At 46.5% G+C, this 24,141-nt stretch carries 16 protein-coding genes and 1 pseudogene; 8 read left to right on the forward strand and 9 right to left on the reverse strand.

Going from position 1 to position 24,141, the window contains the following annotated elements; all coding sequences use genetic code 11:
• Nucleotides 1-10: 10 nt before the first annotated feature.
• Both ACO0KW_RS02435 and ACO0KW_RS02440 read left to right on the forward strand, forming a co-directional pair.
• Complete coding sequence (locus ACO0KW_RS02435; protein ID WP_423050282.1) at nucleotides 11-556, forward strand: hypothetical protein; 546 nt, start codon at nucleotides 11-13, stop codon at nucleotides 554-556.
• Nucleotides 557-614: 58 nt separating this feature from the next.
• Nucleotides 615-2,240, forward strand: coding sequence for a M28 family peptidase (locus tag ACO0KW_RS02440; protein ID WP_423050284.1), 1,626 nt, complete (start codon nucleotides 615-617; stop codon nucleotides 2,238-2,240).
• Between the two features lie 115 nt (nucleotides 2,241-2,355).
• On the opposite strand, the gene ACO0KW_RS02445 is transcribed toward ACO0KW_RS02440, so the two are convergent.
• Together ACO0KW_RS02445 and ACO0KW_RS02450 are read right to left on the reverse strand one after the other, a co-directional pair.
• Nucleotides 2,356-3,018, reverse strand: a complete 663-nt coding sequence (locus ACO0KW_RS02445) for a GntR family transcriptional regulator (protein ID WP_423050286.1) — start codon at nucleotides 3,016-3,018, stop codon at nucleotides 2,356-2,358.
• A gap of 643 nt (nucleotides 3,019-3,661) precedes the next feature.
• A pseudogene (locus tag ACO0KW_RS02450) lies at nucleotides 3,662-4,482 on the reverse strand (dihydrodipicolinate synthase family protein); the annotation flags it as partial.
• A gap of 422 nt (nucleotides 4,483-4,904) precedes the next feature.
• On the opposite strand from ACO0KW_RS02450, the gene ACO0KW_RS02455 reads away from it, so the two are divergent.
• From ACO0KW_RS02455 to ACO0KW_RS02470, 4 genes are all read left to right on the forward strand, one after another.
• Nucleotides 4,905-5,693 carry a helix-turn-helix domain-containing protein gene (locus ACO0KW_RS02455; RefSeq protein WP_423050288.1) on the forward strand — a complete coding sequence of 263 codons (789 nt, stop codon included), beginning with the start codon at nucleotides 4,905-4,907 and terminating at the stop codon, nucleotides 5,691-5,693.
• A 327-nt stretch (nucleotides 5,694-6,020) separates the two neighbouring features.
• Nucleotides 6,021-9,185 (forward strand): amidohydrolase family protein, encoded by a 3,165-nt coding sequence (locus tag ACO0KW_RS02460; RefSeq protein WP_423050290.1) that lies wholly within the window; start codon nucleotides 6,021-6,023, stop codon nucleotides 9,183-9,185.
• 53 nt (nucleotides 9,186-9,238) lie between these two features.
• Entirely contained in the window at nucleotides 9,239-10,615 is a 1,377-nt protein-coding gene (locus ACO0KW_RS02465) for an amidohydrolase family protein (RefSeq protein ID WP_423050292.1), read from the forward strand.
• 179 nt (nucleotides 10,616-10,794) lie between these two features.
• Nucleotides 10,795-13,680, forward strand: a complete 2,886-nt coding sequence (locus ACO0KW_RS02470) for an EAL domain-containing protein (protein WP_423050294.1) — start codon at nucleotides 10,795-10,797, stop codon at nucleotides 13,678-13,680.
• 132 nt (nucleotides 13,681-13,812) lie between these two features.
• Here ACO0KW_RS02470 and ACO0KW_RS02475 read toward each other — a convergent pair whose 3' ends face one another.
• The gene (locus ACO0KW_RS02475; RefSeq protein WP_423050296.1) at nucleotides 13,813-14,190 is read right to left on the reverse strand and encodes an energy transducer TonB; all 378 of its coding nucleotides are present in this window, start codon (nucleotides 14,188-14,190) and stop codon (nucleotides 13,813-13,815) included.
• A gap of 125 nt (nucleotides 14,191-14,315) precedes the next feature.
• Between ACO0KW_RS02475 and ACO0KW_RS02480 the strand changes: the two genes are divergently transcribed.
• Both ACO0KW_RS02480 and ACO0KW_RS02485 read left to right on the forward strand, forming a co-directional pair.
• Nucleotides 14,316-14,525, forward strand: a complete 210-nt coding sequence (locus tag ACO0KW_RS02480; RefSeq protein WP_423050298.1) for a hypothetical protein — start codon at nucleotides 14,316-14,318, stop codon at nucleotides 14,523-14,525.
• Between the two features lie 240 nt (nucleotides 14,526-14,765).
• On the forward strand, nucleotides 14,766-15,458 hold the full coding sequence (locus ACO0KW_RS02485) for a hypothetical protein (RefSeq protein ID WP_423050299.1): 693 nt from the start codon (nucleotides 14,766-14,768) through the stop codon (nucleotides 15,456-15,458).
• A 59-nt stretch (nucleotides 15,459-15,517) separates the two neighbouring features.
• Here the strand turns inward: ACO0KW_RS02485 and ACO0KW_RS02490 are convergent, their stop codons facing one another.
• From ACO0KW_RS02490 to ACO0KW_RS02515, 6 genes are all read right to left on the reverse strand, one after another.
• Nucleotides 15,518-17,944: a prolyl oligopeptidase family serine peptidase gene (locus tag ACO0KW_RS02490; protein WP_423050301.1), complete on the reverse strand. Its 2,427-nt coding sequence runs from the start codon at nucleotides 17,942-17,944 to the stop codon at nucleotides 15,518-15,520.
• Between the two features lie 433 nt (nucleotides 17,945-18,377).
• Nucleotides 18,378-19,700 carry an aminotransferase class III-fold pyridoxal phosphate-dependent enzyme gene (locus ACO0KW_RS02495; protein ID WP_423050303.1) on the reverse strand — a complete coding sequence of 441 codons (1,323 nt, stop codon included), beginning with the start codon at nucleotides 19,698-19,700 and terminating at the stop codon, nucleotides 18,378-18,380.
• Between the two features lie 10 nt (nucleotides 19,701-19,710).
• Nucleotides 19,711-20,748 (reverse strand): phosphotransferase, encoded by a 1,038-nt coding sequence (locus tag ACO0KW_RS02500; protein ID WP_423050305.1) that lies wholly within the window; start codon nucleotides 20,746-20,748, stop codon nucleotides 19,711-19,713.
• A 241-nt stretch (nucleotides 20,749-20,989) separates the two neighbouring features.
• Entirely contained in the window at nucleotides 20,990-22,507 is a 1,518-nt protein-coding gene (locus tag ACO0KW_RS02505) for an aldehyde dehydrogenase family protein (protein ID WP_423050307.1), read from the reverse strand.
• 248 nt (nucleotides 22,508-22,755) lie between these two features.
• Complete coding sequence (locus tag ACO0KW_RS02510) at nucleotides 22,756-23,217, reverse strand: GNAT family N-acetyltransferase (RefSeq protein WP_423050309.1); 462 nt, start codon at nucleotides 23,215-23,217, stop codon at nucleotides 22,756-22,758.
• An 18-nt stretch (nucleotides 23,218-23,235) separates the two neighbouring features.
• Nucleotides 23,236-24,135: a 5'-nucleotidase gene (locus ACO0KW_RS02515; protein ID WP_423050311.1), complete on the reverse strand. Its 900-nt coding sequence runs from the start codon at nucleotides 24,133-24,135 to the stop codon at nucleotides 23,236-23,238.
• Nucleotides 24,136-24,141 lie beyond the last annotated feature (6 nt).

Genomic DNA, 24,141 nt, shown 5'->3' on the forward strand with positions numbered 1-24,141 from the left:
ACAGTCTCGTATGGAAAGCAATAATTGGTTGCGTTTTATCGCTAAAATTATTTTCAGTGCAGGGATTTCTGTAGGCGCTTGGGTTTTCTTTGAGAAAATCAACCGCGGCTACGGCCCTGTTGGATTTTTATTGGTCAGCATGATCTGGGTGCGCTTATTCCCACGCGACATCCTCAATTTATTTTCCTTTGTTAAGCGATCGGCATATCACTCGGCGGTACATCATTGGCATGGTAAGTATTATAGTTTCGATGGACGCCAGATACGTTTCTATCTGATCGAACAGACTGTTTGGATTCCCTTAGTAGATCTGGAGCGCGTGTTTGAACCTAAAATCGTGAAGCATGAATTAAAATTTCTGGAAGACCAGTATGGCAAAATTCCTGAACAGCCGATGGTCGGTGTCACTGAATCTGGCTTGCTCTCCTTGCTAAAAACGCGCACTGAAGGTGGGCACACGAATTACAAGATGATACGGTTTAAGCGCTGGTTACTCACCCAAGCACTAGAGAATGTGAAGCGTTTACCGAAATCTGCCATCAAGAATTTGCGTTGATAAGTTGGGTTGATTACTTGTATCAAGAAAGTCAAAGAATAAAAAAGGGATGTGGCGTATGCGTGGTTTGCTAATTGTTTTGTTGTCGTTCACTCTGTTTCCTGTGCAGGCTCAGCAACTCCAAGCACCGCTGGTGAACGAATCGATTTTACGAGCGCATCTTGCATTTCTAGCGGATGATTTGTTAGAAGGACGTGGAACCGGGCAGCGTGGGGGTGATCTGACTGTCAGTTATCTGGAAACCCAGGCGCAGTTAATCGGCTTGCGGTCCTTGTATCCAAAAGAGAGATCTCCCTATCGTCAGTCCGTGAAGCTTGTTGGGTCACAAACTCTGTCGAGTAGTCATATACAATTTTCGATATTAGGAAAAGTTTTTTCACCTAAGCTAGGCGAGGCGATTTTGATTGGGAATTCGAATGGCCAATCAGCAATTGATTTGCAAGCACCGATGGTTTTTGTCGGTTACGGGGTACGTGCTACTGAAGAAAATTGGGATGACTTCAAAGGTCAGGATTTGCGTGGTAAATTTTTGATTATGCTCGCCAATGATCCGCAGCCGACAGCGGAGGAGCCTAATCGCTTCGCTGGCAAGGCGATGACTTATTATGGACGTTGGACTTACAAGTACGAAGAGGCATTGCGCCAAGGAGCAGCGGGTGTTTTGTTATTGCATACGACCGAATCGGCATCGTATGGTTGGAATGTACCGCAAACAAGTTTCAGTCATGAACGTTTTAGTTTAGCTGGTGCCGGAAACACGGTCGAAGGTTGGTGGCAAGAGGATAGTGCACGAGAATTTTTTAAATTGGCGGGGTATGACCTTGTTGCACTGAGGGCGGCTGCAGAGCGGCGAGATTTTCAGCCGGTTGTTATCAATGCGCAAGTCAATGTGGCGATGCAAAGTCAGGTCCGACCGGTCGAGCAATTCAATGTAATCGGTATGGTACCGGGTACGGATCCACAGTTAAGACATCAAGCCCTAGTTTATTCAGCGCATTGGGACCACTTAGGTAAAGTCGAGGCCGCGGGGAAACCGACGCAGATCTGGAATGGCGCCATTGATAACGCCAGCGGCACGGCGGCCTTATTAGCGATGGCGCAAGAGGCCGTCAAACATCCCACCAAACGTACGCAAATATTCCTATGGCCTGCCGCTGAGGAGCAGTATTTGTTGGGGAGCTTGGCCTATGTCAAAACACCGCCGTGGCCTTTAGAAAATACCATTGCCGATTTGAATTTGGATAGCATGAATTTCGCAGGTAAAACGCTCGATATCGGCATTGCCGGCAGTGAACGCAGCAGTCTGTATGACACAGCCGTGGACGTCGCGAACGCTATGCGTTTAAAAACTGCACCCTCCGTATTGGACTTGGGTGGCGCATACTATAGGGCTGATCATTTCAATTTTGCGCGGGTTGGCGTGCCAGCATTTAATGTCGGTTCTGCGGTATTTTCTGGTGATGGCCATTTTGATTATCAGCACAATCATGCACAGTCAGCGGCGAAAATGAAGCACTTTAAACAGGATTATCACACCCCGCGAGATCGCTACGATCCTGAGTGGGATTTGAGTGGTATGCAACAACAGGCACAATTTACATTTGAACTGGGCTATCGCCTTGCCAACGCGAAGACTATTCCGAAGTGGCGTGCGGGTGATCCATATGGAAAACTGCGTCCGTAATCGTCGATCAATCTCGTCAGAATCTACCAATAAAAAAAGCTGTACAAGAATTTCTTGTGCAGCTTTTTTTCCATCCAGAAAATTGCAAATAGCAGATCAGCCACCCTTGAGTAGCTTAACCGTTGATGACTTTGCGAGTGTACGATTCCAGGTAATCCATCAAATTATCTGCACCGCGAGCCGCAGCTTCTTCGTTACCATCAGCGATACCTTTTGCCAACAACATGTGGCAACGCGCAGCTTCGTGCATATCGCCTTCATGTTGATAGGCGTACCAAAACCGCCGGCATTTGATAATTAATGGAATCACTGCCGCCACCGCGGATGGATTGCGACATGCTTCATGCACGACGTGATCCAAAGCCTGATCAGCAGTCATGAAATCATCGAGCTTGCCGTGATTGGCTGCAGCCACCATTTTTTCACCGCAGGCAGCAATGTCCTGACGTAATTGCGGTGTTGCGCGCCGCGCCGCGCTGCTGGCGATCAATTTTTCGATGACACGACGAGTCTCGATTAAAGTGACATGTTCTGCAGCTTCAATGTCTTTCACGATCAAACCACGACGTGGCAACTGTACGATTAAGCCGTTGGAAGACATGCGCATTAAGGCTTCACGCAACGGTGTTCTACCTAGTCCGGTGATCTCAATTAATTCGGATTCGACGATGGGCGCTCCGGGCTTGAGCTGCAAGGTCACGATCATGCTTTCTATCGCATCGTAGGCGATGTCAGCAGCACGCATTTTGGCGGGTGTTGAGACTTTAGTTGATTGCATACAATGATTGTTGTGAAATTTATCATTGGATTATAAGTTATTCGGCCTATTTGCCTCAATTTTCTTTTGATTTTTCGCCCTTTTTTCATACAAAAAAAGCGATAGAAATCGTTCTGTCGCTTTTTTGTTTAGGTATAAAAGCAAATTTAAATGTGAATTTGATATTAATGACGTTAATTCATGTAAATTAAGCGAGGTAATCTGTTTTTGTTTTGGATGAAAACCTCACATCCACGAAACCTTGCGTGACGTGAGCAAAGCGCAAAGAGTTTGTTGCCTCGGTGGGAATGTGATAACCAACGCTGGAAGCAGATAGCAAACCTCCAAATTACTTGGTTGTGTCTTTCACTTGTTGGTCTCGAAGGACCCAATTGCTGTTGGTGTGGCCGAAGGATTTTGCTTTAGTTGATTTGGAGCTTCAAAAGCACAACCGCAGCGAGTAAGTCATCATGTGAATTCCACGATGGCTTTACCAACTGCGGTCGAAAGACTTGATCAGACATAGTCACGTCTAAATCTTAAGTGCAAACGCAACGGCTAATCGCTCTCCTTGACGGTGTGCCGAACAAATCCAAAGGAAGTGCTTTACAGATATGCACTAACGTCTGGACGAGTCTCTAATGCCTTGCGCGCAATCGCACTGACGCGGACGACGTACGAACTCGTTACCAACACCGACCATGTTTTCGACCAATTTCAGGTTTTACACCAGTTTTGTAGAAACATCGAGATGCATCAACGGCATGAACCAACGATACAAAGCGAGCGCTTCATCATAGCGTTTTGCTTGCATCAAGTTGTACAGAACTACTGTTTCTTTTGGGAAGGCGACTACTAAGCCAGCTAACAAACCATCTGCGCCAACGGCTAAACCTTCAAACGACAAATTATCCATACCCATGAAAATCTGATAGCGATCACCAACTGCGTTACGCAAATCCGTTACGCGACGTATGTTATCGGTGGATTCGTTAATGGCCGCGATCCATCTGCAATCTGCCAGATCTTGAAAGTCTTCAGGTGTCAGATCAACTTTGTAGGCCACAGGATTGTTGTAGACCATGATAGGCAATTGCGCTGCATCGGCGATGGCACGTAAATTGTCTTTGGCCTCGCGTGAATCGGCTACATACAAAACGGATGGCATGACCTTGAAACCTTGTACACCCATTTTGGTGGCCTACTTGACAAAGTGTAATGCATTTGTCGTACGTGTTTCAGAGACATTCGCCAAAACTGGAATTCGCTTGTCCGCAACATTTAAGGCAATTTTTGTCACTTCGAGTTTTTTATCGAATGATAAAGTGCTTGCTTCACCTAAAGAGCCGCCGGTGACCATGCCGTGCACGCCTGCATCGATCTGGAAGGCAAAATGTCTTTCCATTGCTACGTGATCAAGATCTTCGTTTTCTTTGAACTTGTCGTTACTGCAGGAAATATACCGCGCCATTTAGGGAGATTCATGTTGCATCCTTTTTTGAAAAAATAAATTTGGACAAACCACGGAGCAAGTGTGATATTAGTTAAATATATTTGATGCTGATTGTGAGAAATTAATGTCCAAGTAGTGCGTCGGCAGAAAATTCCAACAGCTTCGTTGGCGAACTCATTTAAATTTCAAAAACTTAGCAAATTTGGACGTGGCTGACTGGTATTGTAAGCGTGGAAATCGAGAAGATATTTCAATAGTAGTTCGTACGAGAAAGGCTGTTACAAAAAAATCCAGAAAAAACGTAAAATTTGTTTCAATTTATGCAAAGTGACATATTCAATTGTAGGAATTTAGGATAGTATTTATTGAGAATTAAATAATTAATTGCGTTTATTGTATTTATTATTTGTTACGAGCCTCTACACTTCATTACAACTATTACGCGACTTTATTTATGTTACAAAACTCTATGCGACCGAAGCTCAGTTTTATCGACAATATCGGCCGACAACAACTGGCGGACGGCATCGCGGATATGTTCTTTGCCGAGCCATTGTTTGATGCTATGCCGGATCTGGTATTTTTTGTAAAGGATTTGCAAGGGCGGTATGTCGTTGTGAATCAAACTTTAGTGAATAGATGTGGCTTGAAAGATAAAGACCACTTAATCGGTCGCACCGCTGAAGAAGTTTTTCCCGCATCGCTGGCGACTAGTTATCAAGAGCAAGATCAACTGGTATTGGTGCAAGGCTACGAAGTTAAAGATCAACTGGAGCTGCACTTATATCCAGATCGTGATCCAGGTTGGTGTCTGACGAATAAAATTCCATTATTCGATAAGAATCGCAAGGTAATAGGCTTGAGTGGTACTTCGCGTGACTTAGGAATGCCAGATCAGCGCCATCCGGTGTATCACAGAATAGCTGCTGCAGTTCGGCATATTCATACGCATTTTGGTGAAACTGTCCCCATGATAGAGCTGGAGCAAATTACAAATTTATCGGTAGCGCAGATAGAACGCTACTTTCAGAAAATTTTTTCACTGACGCCACGACAGTTCATGATCAAAGTGAAGCTCGATGCAGCTACTGGCATGTTGGCTGACAGCCAGCGCAGCATTACCGATATTGCCGCGACTTGCGGCTATCAAGATCATAGTGCGTTCTCTCGTATGTTTAAAGCGACGGTTGGGATGACACCAACCGAGTACCGCGAAGTTTTGCTGTCCGCGGATAAAGACTAATAGCCTGATAGTTGTTGTATTTTGTTTTTCCTTTCATCAAAAATATGATCGTTGTAGAAGGTCAGCATACAATTTAGTTGATTTTTCTCCGTGGCATTTATTTAAAAAAAAGGGAATTTATTCCCTTTTTTTGTGTCTAAACGCACTTCTTGGCCTCACGCCCGGGAAAGTTTTGTTGCTAGTCTTGCTTGCATTGTTATTAGAACGCACTGCGGGGCTCACATCAAAACTGAAATCACACGATTATTCTAAGAAACACAAATTGATGCCGACGCAAGACCAAACATCTGCGACGCGGCGCTTGCTGCTTCATGTTGAGGAGACACTATGCAAATTCGTTGGCGACTAAAGCCTATTTCCGCGGTGATGTTGGGTTCACTAAGTCTGATTTCAGCTTGTGCAAGTGCACAGTTAGGAACAGCCAGAATAGAGGGATTGCATGAAAGCAATCCTCGCTGGCATGCATTGACAGGCGCACGCCTGGTATTGGCTCCAGGTAAAGTGATAGAAAACGGAACCCTCGTGATGCGGGATGGCGTAATCGTTGCAGCAGGTGCTAATCTGGCTGTGCCCGCTGGCGCTAAAGTTTGGAAGCTGGAAGGACGCACCGTGTACCCCGGTTTTATTGACATGGCGAGCAGTGTTGCTGTCCCTGCAGGTTTGTTGCCAGCGCCAGCGATGCCTGCGGGTGCTGGTGCTGCTGCACGTCCGAGTGCGCCACGCATCGTGAATGGACGCGCCTTAGCGAGTGAAAATCCACGGGTTCGGCCAGAACAAGATGTGTCGAATCAATTAGAAGTGCGTGTGGATGAAATTAAGACTGTGCGAGAGTTAGGATTTACGACGGTATTGGCAACACCTGCTGCGGGTATCTTTCGAGGACAAAGTGCACTTATTAACTTGAACGGCAGTGATAATGCGAAATCCATGGTGTTGGATGCGCGTGTGGCGCAGCACATGGCCAATGAATTGGAATCTGGCCGTGGCGCTGCATATCCAAGTTCATTAATGGGTGTGATCGCCCAAGTACGTCAAACTTTCTATGATGCGCAATGGTATCAACGCGCCACAGAATCAAAGATAAAATCAGAGCGGCCACAACTGAATGATTCTTTAGAAGCCTTGAAGCCAGTGCTGGCTGGACGCCAGCCTGTCATTTACGCGACCGATAATGAACAAGCCTATCAGCGTGTCGCAAAAATCCGGGACGAGTTTAAATTGCATGTGATATTGCAGGGCAATGGCTATGAGTATCGCCGTGCCCAACAATTGAAAACAGGCGGTATGCCTGTCATCGTTCCCTTGTCCTATCCGAATGCGCCAGAAGTCGATAATCCGGATATGTTCTTGGATACTTCTTTGGAAGCGATGCAGCATTGGGAGCAGGCTCCATCAAACTTGTCGATGCTGGACAAAGCGGGCGTTGAATTCGCCATTACTCCAGCAGGTTTGAAAGATGCCAAGAAAGACTTTTGGTTGCGTTTGCGTCAGGCGATTCGACGCGGCTTAAGCATCGATCAGGCACTCGCAGGATTAACGACAACACCGGCAAAATTACTCGGTGAGCAAAAGCGTTTGGGGAGTCTGACTCCCGGTCACTTAGCCAACATCGTAGTCGCTAGCGGAGATCTGTTCAGTGACGACAAAGCGACTATTGAAATCACGTTTGTCGATGGCAAACCATTCGTCACTGAAAATTACAATCGTTTCGAGTTACGAGGTAGTTGGGCGGTGAACGTAGGCGGTAAGGCTCACAATTGGAATATTACCGGTCCAGCGACGAAGCCGATGTTGAATATCGACGGCGTCAATGTCGAGTTGACCTTGCGTGATAATCAATTATTAGCCCGCTATGGTGACACTGCGATTGTCGCAGAAGGACGCGGCGATAATCTGACTGGCACGTTGCAACAAGGGCAGGAAAAGGTCGTGGTGTGGACAGCCAGTCGCACTAAAGCAGCGAATCCCGATACCACGCCAGCTAAAGCTGAAAAAGCAGTGGCAGTCTGGAACAATGTGTATCCAGCGGGTCCATTTGCAGGACAGACACCAAATCGAGCCGCGGCAGTATTACTTAAAAATGCGACGATTTGGACTAGTGGAAATGCGGGCAAACTCGCGCAGGCAGACATGTTGGTCGTCGATGGAAAAATCAGTGCGATCGGCAGCAATTTAAAAGCACCAGCCAACGCAGAGATCATTGATGCCAGCGGCAAACACATCAGCCCGGGGATTATCGATGCACACTCACACACAGCGATGATGCAGGGGATCAATGAAGGCACTAGTTCTATCACTGCCGAAGTACGTGTCGCGGATGTGATTGACGCCAGCAGCATCAATATCTATCGTCAACTGGCAGGTGGTGTGACCACTGCAAACGTCTTGCACGGTTCGGCAAACACGATAGGTGGACAAAATCAAGTGGTCAAAATGCGTTGGGGCTCGGATGCAGAAGGTTTAAAGTTGGAAGGCGCGTTCCCGGGGATTAAATTTGCTTTGGGTGAAAACGTGAAGCAATCGAATTGGGGTAATGAAGCAACTGGTCGCTATCCACAAACACGGATGGGTGTTGAGCAAATTTTACGTAGCGGATTCTTAGCGGCTCGTGCCTATAAAGAAGATCGTGAAGCATGGCGTAAATCTCCTTCCACGATGCTAGAACCGCGTCGTGATTTGCAGCTGGACACGCTGGTGGAATTGCTTGATCGCAAGCGAATGATTCATATCCACTCGTATCGTCAAGATGAGATTTTGATGTTCGCACGCATTGCCAAGGAATTCAACTTGATGGTTGGCACTTTCCAACACGTGATGGAAGGATACAAAGTGGCCGATGAAATCGCTGCTTTAGGTGCTGGCGGTTCGACCTTCTCTGATTGGTGGGGCTACAAAATGGAAGTTAGTGATTCTGTTCCATTTAATGGCGCTTTGATGCACAAAGCGGGTGTTGTAACTAGCTTCAACTCCGACAGCGACGAACTAGCACGTCACTTAAATACTGAAGCAGCGAAGGCCGTGAAATATGGTGGTTTGTCTGAGACCGAAGCTTTGAAATTTGTTACTTTAAATCCTGCCAAACAATTGCGCATCGATGATAGAACCGGCTCGTTAGAAGTTGGCAAAGACGCTGATTTTGTGATCTGGAATACCAGCCCACTATCGACCTTCAGTCGTGCAGAACAAACTTGGATTGAAGGCCGTCGTTACTTTGACTTGGCAGTCGACGCTCGTTTGCGTCAGCAAGCCCAAGAAGAACGTCAGCGGATCGCATCCAATGTGATCGCCAATCGTGCCGCAGCGGCGGCGATGCCGAACGCAAAAGCGAAAGATGCTATTGCGGAAAAAATCAGTGCACCAAAATCAGCTGCAGAAATGTTAGAAGCGAATCGCGCATATCTGGAGTTACAACATTGGATGCACATGGTGAGTAAACATCGCACTGGCTATTGGATGGGCGCGGAGGAACATGAATGTACAGGAGAAGAATGATGATGAACTCATTGAAAAAACTCTCCCTACCATTAACCATGAATTCAAATTCTATGATGAAAAAAATTGTATTAGCTCATTACGCCCAGCGTGCAAAGTTCAGCGCGGCAAGCGTGATCACCGTGAGTATCTTGTCCGCCTTGAGTGGCCTCGCTCCGGCCTCGGACAATGTGCCAGCGGCTGCGCAAAAAATACCCTTGGTTTTTAAAGGCGCGACGCTTCACACTGTTAGCGGCGAGAATATTCCGAATGGCAGTATGTTGATCGATAAAGGTCGCATCGTTGCAATCGGCAATCAAGTAGCGATCCCCGCTAATGCCAAAGTGATCGATGTTAGCGGCAAGCATATTTATCCAGGCATGATTGCTGCCAACACCGTCATGGGCTTAGCCGAAGTTCAGTCTGTGCGCGCGACGCTAGATTATGCTGAAGCAGGTGCAATCAACCCGAATGCGCGCGCTTTGGTTGCGGTGAATCCAGATTCAGAATTGATCACCACAGCCCGTGCAAACGGCGTGCTCGCTAGTTTATCGGTGCCGAATTCGCCTGCAGGATTAATTAATGGTACTTCTGCATTGATACAGATGGATGGCTGGACTTGGGAAGAAATGGCAGTGCAAGCCGAAGTTGGGTTACATATCACTTTGCCGAATTTGCGTTTTAATCCGGAGCTGTTTCCCGCGCCATTTGATACCCGCTTGGATGACATCCGTAAATCCAGCATGCAGCGCTTAAAGATGCTGGAAGATGCCTTCGATGCCGCAATTGCTTATCGTGATGCACGCGCGCAAAACGATGGCACACAAATCGACGTACGTTGGGAAGCGATGCAAACTGCTTTAGCTGGTAAGCGGCAAGTGTATTTTCATGCGCAAGACGTGAATCAGATTCGTTTTGCTTTGAATTTTGCGAAGCGCTATAACTTAAGAGCTGTCATTGTTGGTGGTGCCGATGCCCCGGTATTGGCAGATGTTTTGAAACAACAGCACGTGCCCGTCATCGTGACAGGTATCCACAAACTGCCTATGCGTCGCGGTGCCGATTACGACACTTACTTCACTGTTGCCGCAAAACTCGCCCAGGCTGGTGTGCAATTTTGTATCGCACGGAGTGGTAGCGATGACGATGCTCCAAATGAGCGCAATTTACCTTACGAAGCAGCTGTCGCCGCGACTTTTGGTTTGGATCCGAATGAAGCTTTGAAAGCAATCACTCTATATCCAGCACAGATTCTTGGTGTCGCCGACAAATTGGGATCTTTAGAGGTTGGTAAGTTCGCGAATTTCTTTATCTCGACTGGCGATCCTTTAGAAACAACTAGCCAGGTCGAACAGGTTTATATCCAAGGGCGGACTGTGGATACGAGCACAAAACAATCGCGATTAACTGAGAAATATCAGCAAAAATATTTGCAAAAAGCATTGCCTTAATCATGTTATCTATGCACTAACGAAACTGGAAGCATCTTTGATGATGCTTCCGGGTTTCAATTTTCAATTAATTGCAGCGTCACTTCTAGCATCATTCCTTGGTCTGTGAGAAACTATTAAACGAATCTCGTATTCTATTTCCTGCCTCGAAAGTCGATTCACCTTTGCTGAAAAGAACGATGCCTGATACCCTTTTGAATCTGAAGAAAATTATCAACGAACCCAGTTTGCATCATGTTTTTTCTGAATGCTTGAAACTGATGTCACTAGAGGGACGATTGTTAGAAATTAATGCGGCTGGTTTAAGTTTGATTGAGGCCGATAACTTTCAAGAAGTCGAAGGCGCTTACTTGGATCAATTGGTCGAAGCTGAGTTTCGTCCTGCCTTTTTAGATTTGCATGAACGGGTATGCGCCGGTGCACAGTCAAGTCTGATATTTAAAATTTCCGGGCTAAAAGGGCGCTCACTGTGGATGGAGATGCGTGCCAGCCCAGTGCGAGATAGCCAAGGGGAAGTGGTTGCTGTATTTGGTATAGCGCGTGATATCACCCTAAAGAAAAATATCGAGCACGCTTTATTTGAAAGCGAACAACGCTTTCGAACCTTGATCGAAACCATCCCACAGCAAGTGTGGACCGCAAATACAGATGGTGGAATTTCTTACGTCAATCAACGTACCTTAGATTATTTTGTCGTTCCTAGAGAATGCATTTATGGGTCAGGTTGGGAGCTATTGATTCATCCTGACGATTTGCCCGAGGCGCAGCGTCGTTGGCACCTGGCGATCGCCACAGGCGATGCTTATGAAGTCGAATTTCGTTTGCGACGTGCGGATGGTGATTACCGTTGGCATATCGGTTCCGCTTTGCCTTTGCGTGACCAGGGCGGGAAAATATTACAGTGGTTTGGAACGAATACTGACATTTCGCTTAGCAAGCAAAATGCAATTGCCTTGCAGAATAGTGAACGTAATCTAGCCGCAGCACAGGCACGCGCAAAAATAGGTAGTTGGCAGCGTGATGTGTTGACAAATACCGCAGTTTGGTCGACTGAAATGTACAGAATTTTCGGTTTTGATTCGACTTTGCCGCCACCAGACATTGATCAAATAGTCGCCCGTGTTCACCCAGAAGATCAGGCTGCGTTTATTGAAATGCATGCCGAATATTTGCAAGGGCGAAAACAATGTCAATTGGACTTTCGCTATCCGCAAGAAAATGGCGAAGTTCTATGGATAGAAGCAAAGAGCGAACCTTTGTTTGATCCAGCGGAAAATCTCATTGCGCTAACCGGTACAGCACAAGATATCAGTGACCGAAAAAGGGTGGAGGAGGATTTGGCGACTTCGCGTCGACTCTTGAGCGAGTGTCAGTCAATCGCCCAAATTGGTGGGTGGGAAATCGATCTGCGTACCCATCAATTAACTTGGACCGATGAAACTTATCGGATACATGATACGACGCCCGAGGAATTTAATCCGACCATCGATGCTGGAATCAGTTACTTCTTACCTGAATCGAAAGAAAGACTAATCGCCGCAATAGCAAGAGCGACGGAGTACGGCGACACTTACGATCTCGAGTTAGAGAAGTTCACAGTGAAAGGCAGAAAAATTACGGTAAGAACGACTTGCAATGTCACGATGCATGACGGACTAGCGGTTCGTTTGACTGGAATTTTTCAAGACATCACAGAACAAAAGATGTCACAACTCGCCTTAAAAAATGCCTATCTTGAGTTAGAACGCTCAAATGGCATGCTCGAACATATTGCCCACTACGATGCATTGACGCATTTACCAAATCGCGTTCTGCTGGGGGATCGAATGCAACAGGCCATGCATCAATGCCAACGACGTGGTAATTCATTGGCCGTAGCGTATTTGGATTTGGACGGATTTAAGGCCGTAAACGATTTGCATGGTCATAGTATGGGAGACGAATTACTCGTCGCCGTGGCCGGACGCCTGCGTGCGGCTTTGCGTGAAGGCGATACTTTAGCAAGGATAGGTGGTGACGAATTTGTTGCGATCCTGACCGATCTCGAACATAGCAAAGCGTGCGAACCAGTGTTGAAGCGTTTGTTGTTCGCGGCATCTGAGCCATTAACTTTGCATCACATCGATATGCAAGTGAGCGCAAGTATTGGGGTGACTATTTACCCTCAAGACGGGGTAGACGCAGAGCAGCTGCTGCGGCACGCTGATCAGGCTATGTATTTATCTAAGCAGGCCGGAAAAAACTGCTTCCATCTTTTCGATATTGCACAAGATGCGGCAATCAAAGTGCAACGTGATGATTTGACGCAGATACAGCAGGCGTTTATACGACGTGAATTTGTTTTGTACTACCAGCCTAAAGTAAATATGCGCACGGGTGAAGTATTTGGCGCAGAAGCCTTAATCCGTTGGCAGCACCCAATTAGGGGTTTGCTGTCACCGGCAAATTTTTTGCCTGCAGTAGAAAATCACTTGTTTAGTATCGAGCTTGGTGAATGGGTTATCGCTACCGCTTTAGCGCAAATGATGCAATGGCGGGCGATTGGATTGGATATTTCAGTCAGCGTGAATGTTGGCGCTCTGCAATTGCAACAAGTCGATTTTACTCAGCGCTTACAAGGCCTATTGGCCGCTTATCCCAAATCACTTTTCGCCAAGTTGGAATTGGAAATATTGGAAAGCAGTGCACTTGATGATATTGAGCAGGTTTCACAAGTGATTCAAGCCTGTCAGGCTATGGGTATCGGTTTTGCCTTAGACGATTTCGGCACTGGCTATTCATCGCTGCGTTATCTGAAGCGTTTGCCTGCGCAAATTTTGAAAATCGATCAAAGTTTTGTGCGCGATATGCTAGAGGATGAAGGCGATCTTACTATCATCAAAGGGGTAATTGGTTTGGCATCAGCATTCCATCGTTGCGTGATTGCCGAGGGTGTTGAGACGGTAGAACATGGACGTAAATTATTGTCGATTGGCTGTGATAAGGCACAAGGTTATGGGATCGCACGCCCTATGCCAGCTGCAGCTATCCCAGAGTGGATTAAGAGTTGGCGGCCAGATTTTTAGTAGACATCACACAAAAAAACAATCGATAAAAACAAACAGGCAGAGCTCGCGCTTTGCCTGTTTGTTTTTCTACTACCGCCTTTTAGTTTTTTGCAGCTTGGTTGCCCAGCCACTTGTTCCCATGTTGTAAGCCTATTTAATCATCCAGGAAAACGTCACTAAGCGTGATGCTTTGCTGTCGTTTGATGTATCGGTATTGACACTATTTGTGACCGCGAAACGGCAGCTTTTTAGGGCGGCCATTGACGCGCGATCAAGTTTTGCATGTCCGCTTGACTCTTCGACTTTTGCATCTACCACGTTGCCACTCGCATCTGTGGTGAAGCGCAATTTAACGGATCCTTTTTCTTCACCGCGCAACATGCTGCCATCGTATTCCGGAGCGTTGCAGGTATTATTAGTCCATGGATTAGAACTTTCATTGGCATTTGCGATCATGCTTGTGCCAGCTAATACGGTTGCTAATACTGTCGCGATTGCGGTACGAGAGAAATGTGTTGAGGTTTTCATAGCTGCTCCATTTAGGTTAAGAAATAGGACGACTTCACGACAACTTTTGGTTGTGAATAAATAGCTATTCTCTGTGTTTTACTCCATCGATTCTGCACACTGGTATTGGCATCATCAGAAGAGTTTTGCGCACATTGAATGAGATATTTATTGAAAAATGCGAAGCCGATGGAGTCAATATACGTGCAGAATTTGATGCAGCGAAATTGCTATTTCGTATGAGGATTATTCTCAAATCGTATATCGTGCAGGTCGATTTAATTATGCATTTTGTTGGTGCGAAAGCGATCTGTGGGGATTTTCAAATTCACGAAACTGGTGCAGATTTGGAATAAAATTGCTCGACTTTTCTTGAGATGGGATGTTTTGGTGCAAAAATATTTTTGCGTTGAAATCTTAATTTTTGTATTTTTTTCGGCACATTTTTCATAAACATGATTCGAAATGCGTATCTCCGTTCCGCATTGACGCAGATTCTTGCTCTGACATGGTAGGCTGGAAATTAAAATCGACGCTGAAGTCTAAATAGAATTTGAAACAAAATTTGAAACGCAATTTGAAACTGAAAATTAGAAGTGCATAAGCAATCACATCCATGGCGCGTCACGTTCGCCGAACTTCTCATCCTGATCATCGCCTGCAGTATTGTGGCCATCAAATCGTATCGCGTGGTGAATGACTTCAGTCGTATCTCGCTGCAAGGTGAGCTCAACCTCAATAGTGTGGCGCAAATTCAAGCCGCTCTCGTGACTAACCCCGGTGTCTTTAATACTCTGCAGTTTGAAGATTCACCTGGTGCGGGTGCGGCAGCGACGATTATTTTGGAAAAATTAGAAATTCTGATTAATCGTCACCAGTTGCGTACTGAAGCGATAGGGAGTTGTGCTTCGGCCTGTGCTGCCGCTTTTCTCTTGGGCTCGACCCGCAGCTTGCTACCGACCGATGATCGTAAGCCGACTTTTTTGATGATTCATGCGATACGCAATCATCGTACTCGCGAAGTGAATTATGGGAAGACCGAAGTGATCAATAAAAAAATTGCTAGCAAAAGCTTAGGTAAATTCCCTCTTTCCTTGCTAAATCGTATTTTTGACGATAAAAAAGGTACGGGTGATGGTGAAATCTATATTTATCGCGAACCGCAACGTACACCTAAAGGAAAGCATCAAGTTTTTGTGTGCGATGGTGCGCCACATCGCCTGATCAGTGAATGCGAAGCTGTGCCTGGTCTAACGCCAGAAAGTTTGGGTATACAAGTGCGTCCATAAAAAAATCCCGATGCCGATTTAATCTGTGCATCGGGATTTTTAGTCTAATCAGGCTTCGATTATTTCTTCAGACATTTTTCCAAGAATTGATCTTGCTCCCACAGCAAATGCAAGATGTTTTCTTTCGCGGCATAGCCATGACTTTCTTTCGGCAAAATCACCATGCGTGCTGGTGCGCCTAAACCTTTCAAGGCTTGGAAGTAACGCTCAGTTTGTAGGGTGAAAGTGCCGGGATTATTATCAGCCTCGCCATGTACCAATAATATCGGGGTCTTCATTTTGTCGGCATTCATGAACGGCGACATCTTGGTGTAGACCTCTGGGCTTTCCCAGTAATTGCGCTGTTCACTTTGGAAACCAAACGGTGTCAGGGTCCGATTATAGGCACCACTGCGCGCAATACCGCAGGCGAACAATTTTGAATACGTGAGTAAGTTCGCTGTCATAAACGCGCCATAGGAATGGCCACCGACCGCGACGCGCTGCCTGTCGATATAACCTAAGGCATCGACTGCATCAATCGCCGCTTCTGCATTGTCGACTAATTGTGGTACGAAGTTATCGTTAGGTTCGGTTTTACCTTCGCCAATAATTGGAAAGGCTGCATCGTCCAATACCGCATAACCACGGGTCGCCCAATAGATGAATGAGCCATAGCTTGGCGCGGTGAATGCATTTGGATTATGCGTGCTTTGGCCGGCTGAATCTTTATCTTTAAATTCGGCTGGATAGGCCCAGATCAATAAAGGAAGTTTTTCTTTCTTGGTTTTGTCGTAACCAGCAGGCAAATACAAAGTACCGGATAACTGCACGCCATCTTTACGTGTGTATTTGATGACTTCTTTCGAGACATTTTTCAAGCCTTCATACGGATTTTTAAACTGCGTAATCGGCTTGAGCTGATTATCTTTGATATTGCGGAAGTAGAAGTTGGGGTAATCATTTTTCGATTGTATCTGCACTAAGACGTCGCCTTTGGCTACATCTTCTATCGACTGAATGTTTTCTATCTTATCGGTATAAGTCGATTGATAGACGCGCGTTTTTTCGAGTGTATCGAGATTCATGGCATCGATAAACGGGAATTGACCTTTCTTGCTGTGTCCCGCCCCGATCAGATAGGCTTTGTTATCTTCGATGGCCAGCACGCGGCGATCATATTGATTGCGTTTGGTTTCAAAACGGCCAGGATTAGCGTAAATATCTTGCGAGTTGCGATCAAATATCAGACGTGGTTTTTCGTTCGCATCGGCAGGATTGAAGAAGTAAGTTTTTTCATTCCGCGTGTCATACCAGCTATCGCTGACGACTGCCAGTTTGTCATTACCCCAAGTGATACCCGCATAGCGTTGTGCGGTTTTGACCAAGGATTTTGGTCCTTGCTCAAACGGGGCATCCCACTGAAAAACCTCGTCACGGAATTCTACTTTTTTGGCTGGATCACCATTGTCAAGGGCAACAACATAGCTCAGGCTGGCAGCCTTGTCTGCGCGCCAGTTCATACTTCGCTTGCCTTCACGAGTAGCACTGAAACCTTTCGGAATCACTTCGGTCAACGGAACTTCATTGACAGTCTTGACGAGTTTCCCGGTTATATCCGTGATCACAGTTTTACTTGGAAACCGATTGACAGGAACGATATAGGAAAACGGTTTTTGGATCGTGGTCAACATCAGATACTTGCCATCGGGTGAAAAACTCTCACCCGCAAACATATCGGCTTTTTTCCACAGGCTACTGGTGCCATTGATATTGACTTTGTGCAACTCAGAACTGGCAATGTTCTCGAAATTGATTTCGTCATTGCGGTTCTTTAACAAGTCGGGATAGGTACGGTTTTGCGAAACACTTCCACCTGAATTGGAAATAATCGCGCCCGTTGGCAAATCTTTGCTGGCATCGAGCAAAGCAGGGCGATTCTTTGGCAAGAATTTCACCAATAGATTTTCACTATCTTTGAACCAGATAAATGGCGCGTCAAGGTTAGCATTGACAGTTGCACTACTCAGTTTTTTTGCCTGTGCAGTCGCGACATCAATTACCCACAGTTCCACCCCTTTGTCTGTCGTGTGAGTGAATGCGATTTTCTTTTCGTTTGGCGACCAACTGAGATTCGCAATCAACGGGTTTTGCGGCAAACCTTTGACTTGTTGTTCTGCGCTATCGCTGACTTTGCGTAGCTTAAGATTGTTTAGATAATTGGTGGAGCTGGATATGTTCGTGACCGGATTGATACGCAAACCACCAAGGCGCATTTCTGTTTGGTTGAGTTCTGCCAGCGTCTTGTAGGTGTTGCGATAGCTCAGCAACATCATCTGTTTTTTGGAGTCCATGTTGACGGCTGGAGCACGAACGACATCCGCCAATTCTAAAATGGATTGGGGTGGTTTTTGGTAAGGTAGATTTTCTTGTGCAAGCGCGAATGAACTCATGCCGATGGCAGCAATGCTGCTGGCAAGAATGAGTAAATTAAATGTTTTTTTCATGTGCCCTGTCCCGGATACGTTAGGTGAGTAATTTGAAGCATCGAAGAAACGTCAATAAGACAATGAAGTTGTTGTGAAAATTATTTGTCATTATTGAGACTTGTTTGAACGCAAAGTGTAACAATAGTTCCAAAAAATAGGTAGGCAAACACGCATCTTGAGCGAGATAGAGACAAAACCGCGTTGATCGTTATGTTGGTAACTATTTTGCTAGGTATATCAATATTTTTTTGCTGAAATTTATTCTTGAGGTCTTATGCCTGCACAAACCACGTTGCAAGCACTTTGATACTGCTTATGTAGCACGGCATCTGTATCAATGTAGTAGATTGATTTTTTGATAGATGTCGAAGAAGGGCTCACTGAATGGCGCGAGGGGAGCGAGCAATCAGGTGCATGATGCTCGGTTCCTGATTGCTGAATGTGAAGAAGTTTAGGCCAGAGAAGATAAGGCTTGATCGAGTCTTAGTAAAAATTCTTTTGCGTTATCCATGCTAAACACCATAGGCGGTTTCAGCTTTAAGACATTGTCGTAAGGGCCATCGGTCGATAATAAAATGCGATGCGCTTTCAAGAATTCAATTACGGCATTGGCTGCTGCAGTAGCCGGTTCTAGACTGGTGCGGTCTGTGACCAGTTCTACGCCTATGAATAATCCCATGCCACGGACGTCACCGATTAAGGCGTGTTTTTGTTTCAGGTCGTTCAAACCTTGCAATAAGAAATCTCCAACTTGTTTTGCATGCGCTTGTAAGTGCTCTTGTTGAATCACATCCAGTACCGCCAAGCCTATCGCACAGGACACAGGATTACCTGCAAAGGTGTTGAAATATTCCATACCTGTGATAAAGGCTTGTGCGATTTCTGGGCGGGTGATGACAGCACCCATAGGATGGCCGTTACCAATCGGTTTGCCCATGGTGACGATATCCGGAACCACACCTTGTGCTTCAAACGCCCAAAAATAATCTCCAGCGCGGCCAAAGCCAACTTGCACTTCATCCGCAATACAGACTACACCAGCCGCGCGCGCATGTGCGTAAGCAGCTTGTAGATAGCCAGCGGGAAGTACCACCTGACCGCCGCAGCCCAAGACCGATTCGCAATAAAATGCAGCAGGTTTTTCTCCGCGTGCATGTATCGCTGAGATTGCGCGTTGCAAGTCTTCGGCATAATGTGGACCTGCTTGCCGATCATCTTTGCGGAAACGTCCGCGATAATCATCTGGAATCTCGGCGACTTGTATGTGTGCTGGACGACCCCGCCCACCTTTGCCATCGAATTTATACGGACTCAGTTCTATCATGGTCGGCGAATTGCCGTGATAGGCATGATCGACCACAATAATGTCGTTGGCTTGGGTATAGGTTTTGGCAATGCGTAAAGCGAGATCGTTGGCTTCTGTACCTGAATTCGTCAGAAATACCACCGCTAGTTCAGCTGGGAAAGTCGCGCTTAGTCGCTTGGCATATTCGACGATATTGTCATGCAGATAGCGTGTATTGGTATTGAGCTGTGCCATCTGCGCCTGACCAGCGGCGACCACCGCCGGATGACAATGCCCGACGTGACAGACATTGTTCACCATGTCGAGATAGGCATTTTCATTCTGATCATATAAATACGCACCCGCGCCGCGCATCATTTTCAACGGTTGTCGGTATGACATACTCAAGGTCGGATTGATGTGCTGACGGCGCAGCGCGATAATGTCTTCAGGACTGCGATCAGGGATAGGGGTGACAGTAGTGGGCATGATAGAGCTATCAGTGAATGTAAAGTACGCTTAAAAATAAGTCTTGTAAATGTGCGTAATCCATGGCGTCAAGTTGCCGGATCAGGCGACGCACACCTACTTGAGAAACCAGAATATAGTCATTATCTGGATTGCGGCGGTAGGCACGCGTGGCCATCAAAATACTCTGACTTAGTCGGGCCATAATCACATGATACAAAATGCGAATTTCTTGTTCAGTCAAGGGGTGCTGCGACTGATAACCCGTAAGTATCGCCACTATGCAATCACGCACTGCTTGATCTTCTTCAACATGCTGTAAAGCATACACGATGGTGATTGCCAGATCGACGATGCGCAGGTGTCGACACATATCACCAAAATCGATGATGGCATTCACATGTGGATGAGGATTTGCAGCACTAGCGGCCACGATGACATTGAAATCATTGGCGTCATTGTGAATCACAGACATTGGTAAAGTTTGTTTCCACGTGGTTTCGTGGGCTGCAAAATATTCCGTATGACGCGTCACTAGTTGGCGTAAATCCTCTTCCTTCACATAGGCGATTTCTTCACGCAGTTCGGGTAAATTGCTGATGCTCCAATCGACATACCTGTCCATGCTGGGATGTTGAAAATCCTGTAAACCACGATCTAATTTGCCAATAGCAATGCCGAGGCTAGTTTGCAGGTAAGTTTGATCAAGCTTGTCGCGCGTAGCCACGTTCGCATAAATTTCGCCCTCGACAAAGCTAAGTAGGCGCATGTGACAAGTTTGGCCTCTAGTTGTTGTGAGCGGCAAGATGTGCTGCCCAGAGCGACTGATCATTACTTGCGGCAAGACCAAATCCGGACAGGTTTTAGCCAGATGCAGCAAGGCCGCATTTTCGATATCAAGATCAGCATACGACCAGTTGGGATTAGCGATTTTAAAAACGTAGTTGCCTCGAGACGTATGAATCTTGAAATTGCGATCAGCGTAAGAGGGGAGTTCTTTGGCACTACCGGTGATTTGCCAATGTTGTTCGACTAAGCTGAGTGCTTGTTCTTGGGTGATGGTTTGCATTGTTGATGAGGTTTTTATGTTGCAGATTCAGAGCGTTATTTGTATTTACCGTGGCTTCTAATTTTGTACTCTTAATCCTTCAACGTCACGCGCTTGTCCTTGAAAACATGTAGGGCGGGTGCAAGCTCCGCTACCAAAACGTAATGCGACGAAGCTCGTCGTGTGTGCGGCGCGGGTTACACCCGTCTTACAAATTAATTCTTGGCGCCTCGGCGAATCAAGATTTTAAGCAACTTCCCAATCAAATATCAAAACTAATCCCCTGCGCCAAAGGCAAAGAGTGGCTGTAATTGACCGTATTGGTCGAACGACGCATGTAGGCTTTCCAGGCATCCGATCCTGATTCGCGACCTCCGCCTGTATCTTTTTCACCGCCAAATGCACCGCCAATTTCTGCGCCCGATGGGCCGATGTTGACATTGGCGATACCGCAGTCACTGCCGACATCAGACATAAATAACTCCGCTTCACGCATATCGGTGGTGAAGATGCTGGACGATAATCCTTGTGGCACTTCATTGTTCCAGTGGATCGCTTGTTGCAAATCTTGATAACGGACGATGTACATAATTGGCGCAAATACTTCGTGATGCATGTGTGCAGTCTGCGTCGGCATTTCGACGAGGGCGGGGCGCACGTAGTGCCCGGTTTCTGATCCCGCCACGATCACACGCTCGCCTCCAAAGACGATACCTTGATCTGCTTTTGCGGTACTTAATGCGGTTTGCATTGCTTCGTAGGCCGCTTGATCTACCAATGGGCCGATCAAGGTGGATTTTTCTAGTGGATTGCCGATTGGCAGGCCCGCATAGATTTTCTGTAAACGAGGTACAAGCGTATCGTAAATACTGTCGTGGACGAACAAACGGCGTAAAGTGGTGCAGCGTTGACCTGCGGTACCGACCGCAGAGAACGTAATCGCACGTACAGCCATTTCCAAATCCGCACTCGGAGCAACGATCATCGCGTTGTTGCCGCCTAATTCTAAGATCGTACGTGTTAAGCGCTTGGCACATACTTCAGCCACTTGACGTCCCATACGGGTACTGCCGGTGGCAGATACCAAGGCGACGCGTTTGTCTTCCACCATTTGAGCGCCGGTGTCGCGCGCGCCAATGATCAATTCAGCTAGACCTTCTGGCGCGTCATTCCCCGTCGCATTAAAGCGTGTGACCGCTTGCATGAATAAGGCATGCGTCGCGACCGCAGTTAAAGGTGTCTTTTCAGATGGCTTCCAAGTCACGCTATTACCGCAGACGAAGGCAAGTGCCGCATTCCAAGCCCATACCGCGACCGGAAAATTGAACGCGGAAATCACTCCCACCACGCCGAGTGGATGCCAAACTTCCATCATGCGATGTCCTGGGCGCTCAGAGGCGATCGTCAAGCCATACAACTGACGCGACAAGCCAACAGCGAAATCGCAAATATCGATCATTTCTTGGACTTCACCCAGGCCTTCTTGCAGAATTTTCCCAGCTTCTAGCGTCACAATTTGGCCTAAAGCGGCTTTGTGCGTCCGTAGTTCTTCACCAAATAACCGGATCAATTCACCACGACGTGGCGCAGGTACTTTGCGCCATGCCAGAAAAGCGGCGTGGGCGCGGTCAATTTTTTGTTTGACCTGATCGGCGTTATCAGCACGCAAGCTCATCAGCGTCTGACCATTAATAGGTGAAATACTGTGTAGATCTTGTCCTTGATAGTCAGCAATATTGACGCCAAGGTCGGCGAGTAGGGTGTGGATGTTGGTTGTCATGTGCGTTCTCTGCTGTTGTGGTCGTGAAGCTGAAGCTTCTGCGGAATTTAATGAATTCAATTTGATGCGATAAATTTCTTATTATCCTATGGTATCAGGGGTTCTTGACCCAAATGTATATCAACAGACCCAAGTGTAGCGAATTCACTTTCAGACAACAAAGGACTTAAAGTTATGACTTGATGAAAAAAAGGAACCAAAGCGAGGCATCAATCCAGATTGACGGAAAATTAATGAGTATTCGCTGGCTAGGTGGCTAGTGTTTTTGTCATGAAATAACACAATGGATCAAGTACATAATCGGCAAAAGGGCCGCATTCGACAAAGCCAAATTTTTCATATAATTTGCGCGCAGGTAAAAAATCGGCGACCGTGCCGGTTTCTAAGCTCAGACGCTGATAACCACGTTGCAGTGCGACATCGATTATGTGTTGCAATAGATGTGCCGCCACACCTTTGCCAAGATACGCCGTGGCGGTGCGCATCGACTTGATTTCTGCATGGTGGGCATCTAACTCCATCAGTGCGCCACAGCCTAGCAATTCGCCATCGTTCCAAGCGCTCCAGACGCTGATGTGACCACCTTTGAGTGATTCAACACTGAGAGCATGGCAACTTTCTGGGGGCGAAATTTCTGCCATATTATTGAGATGAAATTGAATCAAGGCGGTGATTTCCTTGCCACTTACATCATCGAGTTTGATTTCCATATTGCAGTCTCACTGTTGTTATTGTTTGTAGGGCACGCGACCTGTCGGAACCACACTAGAAGCATGCATACAATGTCCATGCTGATCGTCAAAAAACATATGCGGCTTGAACGCTGCCAGAACGGCAGATTTATTTACGCCACCCATGAAGAAAGTTTCATCAATCGCGATATTCCAGGCACGTAAAGTGCGTATCACCCGTTCGTGTGCTGGCGATGAACGGGCAGTGACTAATGCCGTGCGTAAGGGTAGGGCGTGACCATCAGGCGCTTTAAAATTATTCTGGATATAGGAAAGAGCCACAAGTAAACGGGCGAACGGACCTTCTGGCAAAGGCTTTTTCGCATTTTCACGCTCGTGCTGTTCAAAGGCTTCTATGCCCTGCAACTGATAAATTTTCTCAGCCTCGTCCGAAAAAATCACGGCATCACCGTCAAATGCAATGCGAATCTGGTCAAGGTCGGCGACATTTTCTGCTAATTGATACAGCAGTGCTGATGCCACGCCCGCATTGATTGCGGCTTGCACATCATCTTCGTGCAAAGATAAAAATAGACTGACATTAAATGCTTGTAAATACGAAGACAAAGATGCTCCGCCAGCCAAGACTGCGCGGCTGATATCTAAGCCGTAATGCGCAATCGAATTAAAGATGCGCAAAGAAGTCTCAGAAGAATTACGCGACATGATAACGACTTCAACTAACCTATTGTCGGGTGTCAATTGATTTAGTTTTAATAGCGCTTTGACTAAGGCAAAGCCAGCACCGGGCTTGAGAATTTCGTTTTCGTGCGCCAATTGGTGCTGGCGATACGCGTCTAATCCCTGATGCTGGAAAATCGCTTCCTCGGCTTCTAAGTTAAATAGAGCACGCGAGGAAATCCCGATAACCAATAATTTGTCGAGTGAATAAGGCATGTTCGT

Source organism: Undibacterium sp. Ji22W (assembly GCF_049340305.1).
Classification (GTDB): Bacteria; Pseudomonadota; Gammaproteobacteria; order Burkholderiales; family Burkholderiaceae_D; genus Undibacterium.